This window comes from Coraliomargarita parva (assembly GCF_027257905.1).
Classification (GTDB): domain Bacteria; phylum Verrucomicrobiota; class Verrucomicrobiia; order Opitutales; family Coraliomargaritaceae; genus Coraliomargarita_A; species Coraliomargarita_A parva.
This window is the reverse complement of record NZ_JAPZEI010000002.1, coordinates 88,151-101,745: the sequence shown is the minus strand read 5'-3', so window position 1 is coordinate 101,745 and position 13,595 is coordinate 88,151. Positions and strand designations below refer to the sequence as shown.

Annotated in this window: 11 protein-coding genes; 2 read left to right on the top strand and 9 right to left on the bottom strand. The window is 53.4% G+C overall.

The genetic code is table 11. The features are described from left to right. The first annotated feature begins 139 nt into the window (after nucleotides 1-139). A complete protein-coding gene (locus O2597_RS02920; RefSeq protein WP_269522688.1) occupies nucleotides 140-1,264 on the top strand; it encodes a GntR family transcriptional regulator in 1,125 nt (374 codons plus the stop codon). A 10-nt stretch (nucleotides 1,265-1,274) separates the two neighbouring features. On the opposite strand, the gene O2597_RS02915 is transcribed toward O2597_RS02920, so the two are convergent. The 9 genes from O2597_RS02915 to O2597_RS02875 form a co-directional block, all read right to left on the bottom strand. Next, nucleotides 1,275-2,522 carry an SGNH/GDSL hydrolase family protein gene (locus O2597_RS02915; protein WP_269522687.1) on the bottom strand — a complete coding sequence of 416 codons (1,248 nt, stop codon included), beginning with the start codon at nucleotides 2,520-2,522 and terminating at the stop codon, nucleotides 1,275-1,277. A 12-nt stretch (nucleotides 2,523-2,534) separates the two neighbouring features. Continuing rightward, complete coding sequence (locus tag O2597_RS02910; protein WP_269522686.1) at nucleotides 2,535-3,617, bottom strand: hypothetical protein; 1,083 nt, start codon at nucleotides 3,615-3,617, stop codon at nucleotides 2,535-2,537. Nucleotides 3,618-3,905: 288 nt separating this feature from the next. Continuing rightward, a complete protein-coding gene (locus tag O2597_RS02905; RefSeq protein ID WP_269522685.1) occupies nucleotides 3,906-4,682 on the bottom strand; it encodes a carboxylesterase family protein in 777 nt (258 codons plus the stop codon). Between the two features lie 12 nt (nucleotides 4,683-4,694). Next, nucleotides 4,695-5,558 carry an alpha/beta hydrolase gene (locus O2597_RS02900; RefSeq protein ID WP_269522684.1) on the bottom strand — a complete coding sequence of 288 codons (864 nt, stop codon included), beginning with the start codon at nucleotides 5,556-5,558 and terminating at the stop codon, nucleotides 4,695-4,697. Between the two features lie 23 nt (nucleotides 5,559-5,581). Continuing rightward, nucleotides 5,582-6,997, bottom strand: a complete 1,416-nt coding sequence (locus O2597_RS02895; RefSeq protein WP_269522683.1) for a glycoside hydrolase family 88 protein — start codon at nucleotides 6,995-6,997, stop codon at nucleotides 5,582-5,584. A gap of 54 nt (nucleotides 6,998-7,051) precedes the next feature. Then, entirely contained in the window at nucleotides 7,052-9,616 is a 2,565-nt protein-coding gene (locus O2597_RS02890; RefSeq protein WP_269522682.1) for a GDSL-type esterase/lipase family protein, read from the bottom strand. Between the two features lie 206 nt (nucleotides 9,617-9,822). Continuing rightward, nucleotides 9,823-10,251 (bottom strand): TA system VapC family ribonuclease toxin, encoded by a 429-nt coding sequence (locus O2597_RS02885; protein ID WP_269522681.1) that lies wholly within the window; start codon nucleotides 10,249-10,251, stop codon nucleotides 9,823-9,825. Next, nucleotides 10,248-10,502 carry a hypothetical protein gene (locus tag O2597_RS02880; RefSeq protein ID WP_269522680.1) on the bottom strand — a complete coding sequence of 85 codons (255 nt, stop codon included), beginning with the start codon at nucleotides 10,500-10,502 and terminating at the stop codon, nucleotides 10,248-10,250. The genes O2597_RS02885 and O2597_RS02880 overlap by 4 nt, the downstream gene beginning before the upstream one ends. Before the next feature lie 233 nt (nucleotides 10,503-10,735). Further along, nucleotides 10,736-12,619 carry an FAD-dependent oxidoreductase gene (locus O2597_RS02875; RefSeq protein WP_269522679.1) on the bottom strand — a complete coding sequence of 628 codons (1,884 nt, stop codon included), beginning with the start codon at nucleotides 12,617-12,619 and terminating at the stop codon, nucleotides 10,736-10,738. Nucleotides 12,620-12,710: 91 nt separating this feature from the next. Here O2597_RS02875 and O2597_RS02870 point away from each other — a divergent pair, with 91 nt between their 5' ends. Further along, nucleotides 12,711-13,592 (top strand): helix-turn-helix domain-containing protein, encoded by an 882-nt coding sequence (locus O2597_RS02870; protein ID WP_269522678.1) that lies wholly within the window; start codon nucleotides 12,711-12,713, stop codon nucleotides 13,590-13,592. Nucleotides 13,593-13,595: the final 3 nt, after the last annotated feature.

Sequence of the window (13,595 nt, the reverse complement as noted above, 5' to 3'; positions counted from 1 at the left end):
CAGGCTCAACCGTGCAAACGAAGCATTGCTATGTTGTATTCTCTTGAACTGTATGATGTTTGCATAACACTAACTCACTAAGATGCCCTAAACCACGAGGTGCCAGGGTAAAAAAGTTTAGCCCAAGATAATCCAAAGAATGGAACAGTTCGAAGAAATTAAGCTTCAGAGGGGTGAAGTTGCACATCGGATTATCGCCGATAAGATCCGAGAAAAAATCTTAAGTGGTGAGCTGGCTCCAGGCACCGAGTTTCCGGCCACAGCGTATCTGGCGGAACGCTGGAATACGAGCAACTCGACTGCCCACATTGCCTTAAAGAATCTTGTTAAAGAAGGCCTGCTGGAGCGGAGGCATGGATCTGGAACCTTTGTTCGCGAGCGCCCGAGAGCCCTGACCAATATCGGAGTCTACTACTGGACCTCGCGAATCTGGTCCGACTCTCAAATGGCATTCTACCGCAGCATCCAAGGCTTGCTGGAACGAGAACTCACTCAACGGGGTTACGAAGTCAGCATGTTCGTCGACCGTCGCCCCGAACTTGCTCAACGCGAAGCCTTTCCGGCCTTGGTTGCAGCAATTCAGAAGGACGAGATCCAAGGCTTGATCGTCCCCATGGCCAACGCAATCAACCTCCCCGCCCTACAAAAGCTCTCGATTGCCACAGCCTTCAACACCAGCGCGAAGGAGGTCTTCAACAAGGCATCCTTCAGCAGCAAAAATATTTTTAAGGAACCACTGGAATACCTCAAAGAGCAGGGATGCCAGAGCGTCGCCGTCATCAGCCCAGTCCACACGGACCGCGCCCACGAGCGCGTGCCTTCCAACATGATATACTTCAAGGAAGACTTCCTGAAAGAGGTCAAAGCACATTCGTTGACCACGAAAGAATCCTGGATTCGACTCCCGAACGACTATCAGCGAAATCAAACACTTTACGGCTATCAGACCATGCACAAAATGAATGATGATGGCCCCTTGCCGGATGCGATCATCTGCTACCCAGACATGGCAGTTCGGGGTGTCATCACCGCAGCTCTCGAACTCGGTTTGCATAAGTCCGAACGCCCGCAATTCTTCTTTCATCGCAATGAAGGGGTTGAGTTATTCTGCCCCTTCAAGGCGTCATGGATGATTACAAATACCTCAGCGGCAGTCTCTGCTTTGATCGATTTGGTTGAAGCTCAATACCGAGGCGATGAAACCAAGCCAGCTCACATCGCCTTCGAATACGAATATTCGACCATCACCCTGCCAAAAGCATAGGGGCGGTCAATTAATCCACAGGCTTCAAGAGGATCGTATGCCGAACCGGCTCAAACAGAGACTGAGTCGCCTTCCGCAAGGCTGCCGATTTCTCCAGAATCACTTGCCTCAATTGCCCGGCCAGCTCGGGCTTCGTATCCGAAAATTCACGCTCCCACGCTGGAATACTGTTCAGCAACTGCCTTACGGCAACGCGCTCGAATTGCTGCTGTTTGGCAATTGAACGTGACACTTTGGCGAAAGCTTCATCAAAAGGCGTCTCGTAGTAATCCGCCGCCAGATTAATCCCTTTCGCCAGCTCATCCGCAGAGTAAATCCGGCTCGCATTTCCCCAACAAACTTCCAGCTTTTCGGGTGCATTTTGAACGACCAGCAAGTAGCGGTTGAGCTCCCGATGAAAATCCACTAACGACGCCATCGTCCGCGCATCCAGATTGGATCCATCGCTTTCCGGGATGAAGGGATAGCGACTGGACTTCATTTCCAAAGCTCCCTCACGAAAAGACAACACCGTCTGCGCAGCATCACATTCCGCTTGCTGAAGCTGATAGTCGACGGTGATTCGACCGATTTCACCATCAAGGTCCATCCCTTTCAAAAAGGCAGAGGCAATCAGTAAATGCCCATTCGTTCGCGGATGAATCCCGTCTGGAGCCAATTGGTAATCCGCCCCAAAGCGCGCCTTGGCTGCCGCCATCCCCTCAGCCATAACACGATTGACGTCGACAAAATGAACCCCTTCAGACTCGGCAATTTCCCGAGCACATTGGCCAATAGCTCTAAGGGTTTGATTATAATCCTCCGCTCTGACCGTCGACTTCGAAAAATAAGCCGGATCCACCGGTCCGGGTGACGCGAGATAAATCTCACGCGTGCCCGCATCCTTCAAACTGTGCACCACCGTTGTCATCGACTCGCGATAGGCATTCAGACGTTCATCGCTTAGCGGTTGGTAGCGGCCATCATTCATGCCATATAACAAGGTGACCACTTCCGGCTGAAACGAACCGACATCATGATCCAGCCGCCGGAGCAGAGCCCCGGCAAATTCACCGCCCCAACCAAACTGCACCGCCTCCAGATAGGGACTGGGCTGACACATCACGAGGTATTCGGTTAGATATCGAGAGTAGATACACTGAGCAGTGATGGAGTCCCCCACAATGGCGACCAAATCTCCGGATTGGAGTCCCCCGTATAGCGAGCTTGCCGATAAACAAATGGCGCCCCAAAACAGTTCGAGTTTTCGACTTAACATATTGAATACCCCTTAGTTGATTTTGCCCTCTAACTGAAATTGGTGCCAGTCGTTGGCATAATCCGCATTCAGCAACCAGGATGCCGCCGCCGCATCACCTTTAAAGTCATTCGCCGGCGCTATTTCCAAGTCCTGGTAGCCGCCCACCTCCTCAGACCAAGCCTCGCCTCGATAGCCGGCCTCCACGTCCAAGGGGTTCAATGCGACGGGGCCACTCCGCGGATCCGCACCCGACGGAACGCGCGCTTCAAAGCTGTTTCGAAGGAATGACAAGACCAGTGGCCAGGTATTCTCACCAGGACCGTGGCCGGTATGCGCTTCCACCGCAAAATTCCAGACGGCATCATACTCTTTCCTGACTAGCGGTATAATCGATAAATTTTCCTTCACCGAGGGACGGGCAAAAAACTGGTCGTCCTCACCAAAAATCACCAGCCCAGGCACCTGCGCCGCACGCGGTTGAAAGACTTGATAGGTGCTTCCAGGCCTCATGGAAACCCACGCCCAGACCCGTTCACTGGCCGCCGACGTGAACAAAGCGGAAAAACCGGTACCATTTGAATGGCCGTAGAGAAAGAGCGGCGCATTGGCCAGTTCGGGATGACCGGATTTTTTGCCGAAGTCCTCCAGCATATCGAACAAAAGACTCCTCGGCCAGAAGCCTCGCTGCACCGGATTACCGACAAAACGGAATAAAGCCAAATCCAGCTCACGAGCCATTTGCCTTAAATCCGACCGTTCAAACAGAGCCTTCCCCGACCCATGCGACGAAATCGCCACGACGCCACGAACCACCTTCGTATCACTGGGAACCCACAAATCAAAAGTCGCTTCTTCTTCCGGCGCCGCACCATGCTGCGCGACGAGGTTCGCCCAATCGTCATCCGATAAGCGAAAATCCCAATTACGGACGATTTTCTTTCCTGAAGGAGTCCCCCAATTGATTTCGTCCAAGATGGTGTCCACGTGCCCTTTCTGATCATCACTCACTTTCCAGCGCACCCAATCGAGACTATGGCTCATCGTGAGCTGCCGTGTCCCGGAAAGCTCGATGTCGGCTGCAGCGAGGCATGAAGTTACGAACGATGTGGCCATGATCAAAGAAAAGCAGATTTTGCGTCGGAGTGTCGTTTTCATAAGGAGTCAAAATCGGCAGAATGGAATCCGATAGGGAAATACCTCTACCCGACTCAACCAACAGGATTTAAAATCCAGAGATCCGAGAACGAAAAACTCAAGCAATTTCTCTACTGTCTTTACATTAAAATTATAAGTATATTAAAATCAGCAGATAGGCAGATTTAGAACTAAAGTTCTATCTTCAATCACATAGCTCAAAGCTCCGACCAGCCCCCAGCGAAGCAAGGTTCAGGACAGAGGGATTCATTTGCCCTTTCGTTGGTCGAACAGCCAACTAAACAGCTGATCGTTGTTGTAGGCTGGCACCCACGCGTCGTGACCACGATCAGGATACTCCGTGTAGGTCACGTGCTTATTGCCGACCGCTTCCAGCGCAGCTACCAGCTCTCGCGAATTCTGGACCGGTACAACCGTGTCTTTTGCGCCGTGAAACACCCATAACGGCATCGTTTGCAAACGCGGCATTTTCTCAACATCACCGCCTCCGCAGACAGGCACGGCCGCAGCAAACATTTCAGGATAACGGGTGATAAGATCCCAAGTGCCATAACCACCCATCGACTGGCCGTTGGCATAAACGCGACTACTGTCGATCTCACGAGTCTCATTCAAAAGCTTGAGGAGAAGTTCGTGAGTCGCCTCCAAAGAGAGCCCTACTTGTTCCGGCTGGTGATGTCCGGTTTGCTTCCAGTCCAAATCGACCCATTTCATCGGTCGCACCGTCTTGGGAGCCAGGATAAAAGCCGGATAGTCACTTCGCACGAGTCGTTTGGCTTGCCCTAATTGAGCTTCATTGTTGTCCCCCCAGCTTCCTGCACCGTGCAAATGCACGATCAGAGGATAGGTTTTTCCGTCTTCTATTTCAGGAGAGTAGAGTCGGTATTGGAGCGCATACCCATTCTTCGCGGTATAGCTGCCGGCAACAAAGCCATCTAGAGTTTCAGCGGAGGCCCCCATCGAAGATCCGACTAGGGCGGACAAGATAACGACTCCAACGATCAGAGATTCAACAAGTTTCATAGTTTATAGCATTCAGGGCAGAACCTCGGCTTTTAGCCATTTCTCCAGCAAGTCGGGCCACTGATGCACCGGTATAGTCCGGTTGTCACGTATCCCGAAGCCGTGGCCTCCTTGCTTGAAAATGTGCAGTTCGGCCGGAACTCCTGCATCACGCAGAGCCAAGTAGAAACGGATACTGTTTTCGGACTTCACGCCTTTGTCATCGTCGGCATGGACGATGAATGTCGGTGGTGTCTCGGCAGTCACCTGCTTCTCGTTGGACATCAGCTCAACCAGTTCGTCCGACGGCTCCCGCCCTAACAAGTTCTGGCGAGATCCACGGTGCGTGAGGTCCATATCCATGCTGATCACCGGATACAGCATCACGAGAAAATCCGGTCGGCTGGAAACTCGTAGAACCGGATCGATCGCCTCAGGGTCCGCAGCAAGAAAGTGTGTCGCTGCGGTCGAAGCCAGATGTCCGCCCGCCGAAGAACCAAACACACCGATCTTTTCGGGGTTTAAATGCCAGACCTCGCTCTTGGAGCGCAAGGTCTGGATTGCGTGCTGCACATCCTGCATCGGTGCCGGATGCGGGTAGCCCTTCGATGGCAAACGATAGGTCAGAACAGCTGCGGTGTAACCGATCGAGTTGAACCACTTGGCCACCGCATGCCCTTCGTGATTCATCGCTAAATGAGTGTAGCCGCCCCCGGGGCAAATGACCACCGCTCCGCCATTGGCCATTCCTTCAACAGGAACAGTCACGGTAAGCGTCGGGATATCGGTTTCCTCCGCCCCCAAGGCTCCCGGAGCCCCTTCAGGCCAGAGTGGCATTTCCTCGGCACACAGTGATGATACGAGCACAAGGAGTATGGATAAATAAGGTAGTTGCATAAAATGTAATCTGAGTTCGAAATTTAAGACGATAGGCAAGCCGCCTCAAGCAGCCCAAACAATCCGAGAGCATAAGGCAAGGTTACCCGATAATCACTGCGCTGCAAGGCTTCGCCAGCCTTGTTGGATTGCGAGCAACCGGATAAATAGCCTTCGGCGGTCAAATACGTCCTCGCAGTATCACGGCAGCAAAATGCCCGATCATAATACTCGCTAGGGAGATAACCCTCTTTAGCCGCCATGGCAAATGCCGCCGCCACACCGACCGACCCCGAGGTATCCGGCAACACTTCAGGTTCGTCAACAAAGCATGCCCAAAGACCGTCCTCCAATTGATACTTAGCCGCAAACTCTGCGAGCTGGATCAACTGGGATTGGATCACTTCGGAGGGCTCCGGTTGATGCTTTAGCACCTGCACATGCCCCAAGATTTGCCAACACAGACCACGCACCCAGTTTTTGTGAGTGCGGCGTCCATCGGTATAGTGACGCAAGTAAATCCCCTCCGGTTGAACCAGTCGCTGGAAGGTTTCCACCAGCAAGTCTTCGGCAACTTTAAACCACTCCGGCTCATTGCGCAACTTGGCAATCAGTGTCATCGGATAAGCAACCGTATAAGCCCCTTCACTCGAGATCATTTCCTCGTCTTGCACCTGACCATTCTCCGCCATCAGTTGACGCCAGAAATCCATGGCCATATCCACCCAGGGATGTTGCGGATCAATCAAGGCAACATGCGTAAACGGCAAGGTCGTTTCAATCGTATCCAGTTCATTTCGAACTCTAAAACTCCGAGGTGTTTCATACTCCAAATCACCGCCGGAAAAATTAAAATACTCCAAATGATCACGAATCGCTTTCGAAGCTTGAGGAAAATCGCCTCGATCCGAGAAAGCCTGTAAGGCGTCCAATACGCAGCCTTCCTTCCAACTGAAGGTTTGCAGTGATGCGAGTGTTGCCAATCGATCCAAAAACGAATCGGCAGGCATATCCGCGTCCACCAGATGCGGCACATGCAATTCAAGCCCACCAGTCGCCTCAGAATCTGGAGCAAAGACCCATAGGAATCCTTCAAAAGCCAGTTTCAACTCCAAAGATAAGACCCCGTCCTCAGGGACAATCTCTTTTGGCAAGGAAATCGAAAGCACTTGGTATGGATCGGAAAATTTCACTTCGGCTTGCGCAATCATCTGATCACCGCCTGCATAATAGACTTGGATACAATTGCTGCGATGAGCCGTGGGGGCCTCGATCACAAAAGTAAGCACCAGGTTCAGACGTCCACTCGGCGACGGCAAATTCGTCCAAGTCAAAAGGGTTCCCCGATCACGACTCAAAGTCATTAAAGGGCGGGACTTCGGACCGGTTTTTCCTTCGAGCGCCTCGAATTCATTCGTGAATTCGGAATGTTCCGTAAAATATCTTTTTTGTGTTAACATAGCATCTCCCAGACCAGTATTCGAAGGCATGATTCGTTACAGACTGGACCTGTATTACTTTTTCAGTTGGTGAATCAAATAGGCTTCACAATCCTTGAATTCAGGATCCTCGACACCCCCGTGCATAAATGTGTAGTCGACTCCCTTCGCTTCCAGCTTTTCGATCAGCAGGGCACCGTAAGTGGATGTGTGGGTCGGATCCTTCTGCTCTTTGCCTTTACCTGGCGTGTCGCGGTAAAACAAATACACCGGAGGATCATTCTCGGTCACCAGCTCGTAGGGCGAATACTCCTTGATCCAATCCATAACATTCTCGCGGTCGGCCAGAAAGCTACGAATCTCTAAAGTGGGATCACTACGGTCCCAGAGGTATCCAAAGGCATGCCCGCCATAGGTCGCATTAGGGATCCATTCGAGCGTTTGCTGGGGATCGAGCGTTGTTTGCGCCACTTCCACTGAGGCACACCAGACACGAGTCGATTCGCGTAAAATCGGGTCTTTCGCATCGGGATCGGCCAAGTCGTCGTGAAAGGTCAGCCAAAGCGACGAACAGGCGCCCGCCGAACCACCGGTCAGTCCGATGCGCGCTTTGTCTATATTCCATTCGCCAGCTTGGTGTCTCACAAATTGCAGAGCCCGCGCCGCATCATAGAGCGGCACATCCACTGGCGGTTTCGTATAGTCACCACGCGGTTGGATCGGTGCCGTGCCGCGCTCACTCCCGGTGTCGATAATGGTTTGCAGCAGAAAGCGGTAATTGATCGCGATGTAAGAAATACCCGCATCGAGGAAGCGTTGGGGGTCCGCCACCTTCGACTTGTCGCCCCCCAGCCAGCCACCTCCATGGATGTGAATCACGCAGGGAGTCGGCTGCGAGGAATCCGCCAGCCAAACATCCATCACATTGCGCTCATCCGTGCCGTAAGGCACATTGGCATAGGTCGGTTTGGGACGTTTGGAAACATCCACCTCATTCTCGTTTGCTGTGCTCATAAATGCTTCAGTGGGCCCGTCTAAAGACGCGAGTACCAACCCCATTTTGTGCCCTTCGGAACCCGCGGCGACTTTAACCAATACAGAGTTGATGCCGGACTTCAGAGCCACCGGCAGATACACATAGCCCTTGGGACTGCCATGACCGGAATCAATATCCGCAACCAGCACACAGTTGATCCAAACCTTGGCAAAATAGTCGACCTGCACACCAAGCAAGGCCGCCCCATCCGCTTCGCGCTCTAACTCGCCACGCACGTAAGCCACAGCGGGTTCGGAAAGATCGAAAAGCCCGCGAAAATCGAATTCGTTTCGCGCCTGCCCGTCACTATTCCATACAACCGTCTCCGGGGATAATTCCGGCGCAAACGAGACATCCAAAAGTGGAAGTGCATCCTTGGCCGTCGTCGTTAATCGATAAGGACCGGCCCATTCCCAATCATCCAAAGCGATCGTCTCAAAATTCAGATGTGCAAGCATTTCCGGATTCATCGGCCCCTGCGGCGACGGCTCACGGCTCGCTTCACTTTCACCCGCAAGAAGGAGGTAGCCGAGATTTACCGGCCCATTCATCCTTGTTTCTGGATCGGACTCGGCGGGCAGGACGATGGTCAGCCGGTGCTCCTTTGCTTCCAGATCTTGAGCTAAGGTTTTATACAAATATCCGCCTCTCGTGTTCGTAAAGACATGCTCCGGCGCATGACCATCCACACTCGCATAAAAGCTACCGTAGGACGGGTCCATCGCCGCATACAAACCGATCCGTGTGCCACGAAATGGAATATCCAGAACTGCACCCGGCTTCTCGCTATGCTGCACACCATGGAAGAAACGATTCCACCATTTAGGTAAGGAATTCAGCGTGCTCCAGTCTTCGACATCACTATAACCGGACAAAGGCACCATCCGTCCATCCAGCACCAGCGGCTTCGAGCTCATCGGCTTGGGCAAGCCGTCCGGCATCTTCGCATCCGTCATGCTGAGACAAGGCGTCAAGGTTTCGGCGATTGCCTTGGCATAAAGCACATGCCCCGGAGCGATTGGATGCACAGCATCGGAAAAGAGGCTTTCCCATGGGGCATCCGTCGCCGCCAGTTCGGTATCCACGGCCTTCTGCAGATCGACCTCCAATAAGTCGTAATGCTGCGCCACCTTGCGATGACGCTTCAAATTCACGCCCCCCTTGGCCGCCGCCTCGAGAATAATGATGGCCGGTGGATTCCGCAGGCTTTTCAAGCGGACAATCAAGCTCTCCATATTGCGAATGGCATCCTCGTCGCTCGCTCCTCCGTCGTTGACGCAATACTCAATCGCGACCAAATCCGGCTGATGTGCGATCACATCCCGATCCACCCGAAAGACGCCCAAGGCGCTCCCCGTCGCGCTCATCCCGGAATTGACCGAAGTCACATCGCTTTCGGGAAACTGCTCCCGCAACCATGGACCGATCCAGCCCTTCCCCGCTTGCGTGATCGAACCTCCCAGCGCCACATAGCGCAAGGGAGCCCCTTCCTTGGCACGCTGAAAGACCGCTGCCACATCCTGCCCCATTTGGGCGGAAAGGTTCAACGTAGTCGCCAAAGCAATGGCCAAGGATAATAGCAGACGGGGCTTCGAAAACATCATTCTCAGTCGTTGGGATTCGATTCTCTGAAAGCCCCAAAGGATACAACACAAGGAAACATTGCAACCCAAATTGATGTAGAACAATTTCAAGTGCTACAGGTCTGAAGCTAGGACTCGCTTGTCTGCACGCCCCACTCCCGAGTGCCCCGAACTAAAAGTTTTCTAATATTTATATTTGGGGTAGCGGCACTCCGAGCATACCCTTCTCACTTCAAGGGATTCATCCAGCGAACTCCGGAAAATCGCACGAAATCATGGTCATTACTATACACCGTGCCCGAATGCTCCAAGGCGTGTAAGGCGATGAGGGCGTCCGTCGATAAGTTGCCACCACTCCCGGCTTCTTCCAGCAGGTCGTAGAAGCGCGCCAAAGAAGCCTCACCGACACGAATCAGACGAACCTGCGGCAGTTCGAACCAGCTTAAAGTGATGCCACGCACCTGCTCCACCGAAAGAGGATTTTCACAAATCTGGGGATGCGACATCAACCGGGTAAACGCCAACACCACCACCCAGGGGATCCCCACAGGTTCGCTCCCCGAGAGAACCGCGGACCACCATCGTTTTGCAACGCGATGATTCGACGATTTCTCATCATGCGCATAAATCAAGACATTGGCATCCGGGATGATCATTCCTCGGCAAGCTTGAGATGATCCTCCGATTCGATCTGGTCGTAAAGTTGATTCAGGCTCACCCCCCGGTAAGCCGCCTTGATGCCCACCGGATAACTCTTCACCGGAACGGTTTTCCGCACTGTGGGATTCGATGCAAGCCCTCTCTGAAGTGTCTCTTCAACCACTTGCCGCAAGGGACGCTGTGACTCTCCCGCTCTCCGACGCAGCTCTTCCAGCGTGGCATCACTGATGTCGATTGTTGTCCTCATAACAGCATAAATATGCTTCTAAATATTCGATTGTCAATTTCCCCCTTGGCTGAGGACATTTCCACCGGCTGGCTCAAAAAGTCTCCCGCCAGCCATAGGTCATGGCCACTCCTTGAACCGGATCTGTCGCGATAAGGCAGAGGCTGTGGAATCAGGCAGAATAGGAACCTGTTCCCAGCTACGCGAAAGAGTCGACACCGACATGAGCGATTCAAACGAATATCCGATGGTATCTACGCCCCTATGCGTGAGGTGCCGCGTCCCCGGTTTTCGAGTCCGTGGTCCGGCTCAGCGAGATCTTCTTGAGGAATTTCAGCCACGACTTCCGCCCAATTATTGCCCTGCGCTGGTGTGTGCGTCAGAGGCATTGGCGTAGCTGACGCCTCCAAGCTATACAGACGTAAGTCCTTTGCACCCCAGGTCGAATGCCCCGTCCACCGGATTGCAATCACAGCTTGCGCGATCGGCAAAACCCAGAGACGGCGCGCATTCTGCACGATCTCATGCCGTGTGGACCACACTCCATCGGCTGTTTGAACTTCGACCGTGAAGGCTCTGACCATGGTCTCCGGGACCCGCATCGGCTCTTTATCCAATCCATAACGGCAAGGCATGCACTTGGCATCACTCAGGTCGCTATCAAAGACCAGACGCAGACAGTCCACATCCTGCGGGGCATCCCACCTCAATTCGATGGATGCCCCAAGAGGCCCGGTCCAGACATGTGCGGCCTTGTCTGCCTCACGCTCATGGCCATCCAGAAGTCGAGCCGTCGCATCCCCGGACGTGACAGTCAGCACTGCAGTCTTCATCGGCAAGGAAGGAGCTCGCGTGTGTCCCGGCAACCAACAGTCGTCTTCCATCAATCGTGTTTGCAGGATCTTCATCTTGCCAGCACTCACGTCATCCGGAAGACAGCCCGTCTCCACACACAGTGCGGCCGCGGTGCCCACAGCCTGCCCCAGCAGCGAGCAAGTGCCCATCACACGGGTCGAGGACAGTGCTGCGTGAGTCACGGAAATATTCCGACCGGCACAGAACAGGTTTCCAATGCTCCTTGAATACAAACTGCGAAATGGAATCCCATAAGGTGACGGCGCCGGGTGGAAAATAGTGGCTTTACCGGGGTAATACAGTCCGGCGGGATGGTGGTCGTCCATACTCCATCCGCCGTAGGCCACGACATCCTCAAACTGCCCCTCCGACTCGACTTCCATTTGCGTCAGCACGTATGGTCCCACATAGCGCCGGTTCTCGCGTTTACCGGGCAAGGACCCCATCCAGCGCAAACGCCAATTGCGAAGCTTCTCCGCCTGCGGACCGCGGTTTTTCATGTAGTCCCAGACTCCCCAAGCCGCCTTGACTAACTCATCGTAAACGACTTCTGAGTCTTTGATGGTATCCTTTAAGCCCCCGATTTCCAACCACCAAAAATTGTGCCCGAAACCGTTCCCCACGCGCGAGGGCAAATTGGACTCATCATCAAAAACGTAAGCCCATTCCGGCGGGGTAAACGCCTGAGGTTCCGCGGTCTCCTCCAATTGCAGCAGAATGGTATTCCCCATGGTTTTCAGATCGGATCTCAGGGGGGCGATCGGCTCGCCGGTTTCTTCCCGGCTCTCACGTCCCCAGCGAACCTCGGCTCCGGACAGCGGAGCCAGAATCGAATCGCCCGAGCAATCGATAAAGATATCCGCCGTCACCGTATGCCAGGTCTGCGTGGTCAATTGCCAGGCATTGACCGCGGTAATACGGTCCCCATCCATCATCAGGTCGTTACAGCTACAATTCAGCAACGTGGTCAAACCTGGCGTCATCTGTGCAAACTCGTAGAGTACGCTGTCCCAAACGGAGTAGTTTCCATGCGGATTTCGTGCCAGGTTCAACAGCTGGATCTCTTCCAGGATGCCGGTTTCCTTCCGGTGATGGCCACCCGCACCGCAGATCCACATGCGGACTTCGGAAGAAGCATTCCCCCCTAGCACCGGACGGTCATGAATTAAAATGACCTTCGCACCGCGTCGGGCCGCTGCAACCGCAGCGATCAGGCCACTCATACCACCACCCACGACGCAGACTTCGGCTTCGTGCTTCTTTGAATCCAGTTTGTTATTCACCGAATCAGACTCGGGATAAATCGCGCATAAATCAAATCGACACCATTTCAAGAATTACACATTTTATATCAAATTCCCAATATTTATTAGCATGCAAAACGCGCCTTACCCCCAGTTCCGATTGGACCAATGGTCCAGCATGCGCCTTCAACTTCTCTGGGCCTATCAAAAGCGCATGAACTTGCCAACAACAGCACATAGCCATACCTATCACTTCCAGACCGCAGCCCTGGTTCAAAATGGTTGGGCCAGCACAGGCCAAAGCGAAACAAATCGGATTCATGCGAAAGCCGGGCAATGGTTGATTTTCAAGCAGGGCAAGCGTTGGCAGCAATTCAGTCCAGACTGTGAACTGCTCTCCATTGGCTACCGCTTTCAACTCCCAACCGGAGAAGCGCTCTATGACAAGGGCCTGCCGGTCGCTTTCCCGGCAAGCCAGCATCCGCAACTCGAGCGAGAAGCCCGCAAAGTTCTGCACCTGATGAAGAAGCATGTCGGCGAAGGCTTTCTACCCTCGAAGCAGATCGTCGACATGCGCCATTATCTACTGTCTCAAAATGCACTCCGAACTTTCCTCATCGAACTCGCCACAATTCTCCACAAGTGTGGAGTCCACCCGGAATCGATGCGCCAAGGACACCCACAAGTGTCCCAGACACTGGAAATCATTAATTCCACCCCGATCAGCGAATTGGGTAAATCCGGCTCCCCCCAGACGATTGCCCACAACGTCGGACTGAGTTCCACCCACCTCGACCGACTCATGGTAGAGGAAACGGGACATACAGTATTTAAACATATCGACATCCGCCGCCTACGCACCGCACAGGATGCACTTCTCGCCGATCAAACAAGCATGAAAGCCATCGCCTACACTCTGGGATTCTCATCCCCTGCCCACTTCAATAGCTGGTTTAGAAAACGCATGCAAACGACCCCACTTCAATTCAGGAAACAGGGAATTCTGGCCTGAGAT

Bases quoted from the DNA above. Each gene is read 5' to 3' on its own strand.
- O2597_RS02920 (WP_269522688.1), top strand. From the start codon at position 140: ATGGAACAGTTCGAAGAAATTAAGCTTCAGAGGGGTGAAGTTGCACAT.
- O2597_RS02915 (WP_269522687.1), bottom strand. From the start codon at position 2,522: ATGTTAAGTCGAAAACTCGAACTGTTTTGGGGCGCCATTTGTTTATCG.
- O2597_RS02910 (WP_269522686.1), bottom strand. From the start codon at position 3,617: ATGGCCACATCGTTCGTAACTTCATGCCTCGCTGCAGCCGACATCGAG.
- O2597_RS02905 (WP_269522685.1), bottom strand. From the start codon at position 4,682: ATGAAACTTGTTGAATCTCTGATCGTTGGAGTCGTTATCTTGTCCGCC.
- O2597_RS02900 (WP_269522684.1), bottom strand. From the start codon at position 5,558: ATGCAACTACCTTATTTATCCATACTCCTTGTGCTCGTATCATCACTG.
- O2597_RS02895 (WP_269522683.1), bottom strand. From the start codon at position 6,997: ATGTTAACACAAAAAAGATATTTTACGGAACATTCCGAATTCACGAAT.
- O2597_RS02890 (WP_269522682.1), bottom strand. From the start codon at position 9,616: ATGATGTTTTCGAAGCCCCGTCTGCTATTATCCTTGGCCATTGCTTTG.
- O2597_RS02885 (WP_269522681.1), bottom strand. From the start codon at position 10,251: ATGATCATCCCGGATGCCAATGTCTTGATTTATGCGCATGATGAGAAA.
- O2597_RS02880 (WP_269522680.1), bottom strand. From the start codon at position 10,502: ATGAGGACAACAATCGACATCAGTGATGCCACGCTGGAAGAGCTGCGT.
- O2597_RS02870 (WP_269522678.1), top strand. From the start codon at position 12,711: ATGCAAAACGCGCCTTACCCCCAGTTCCGATTGGACCAATGGTCCAGC.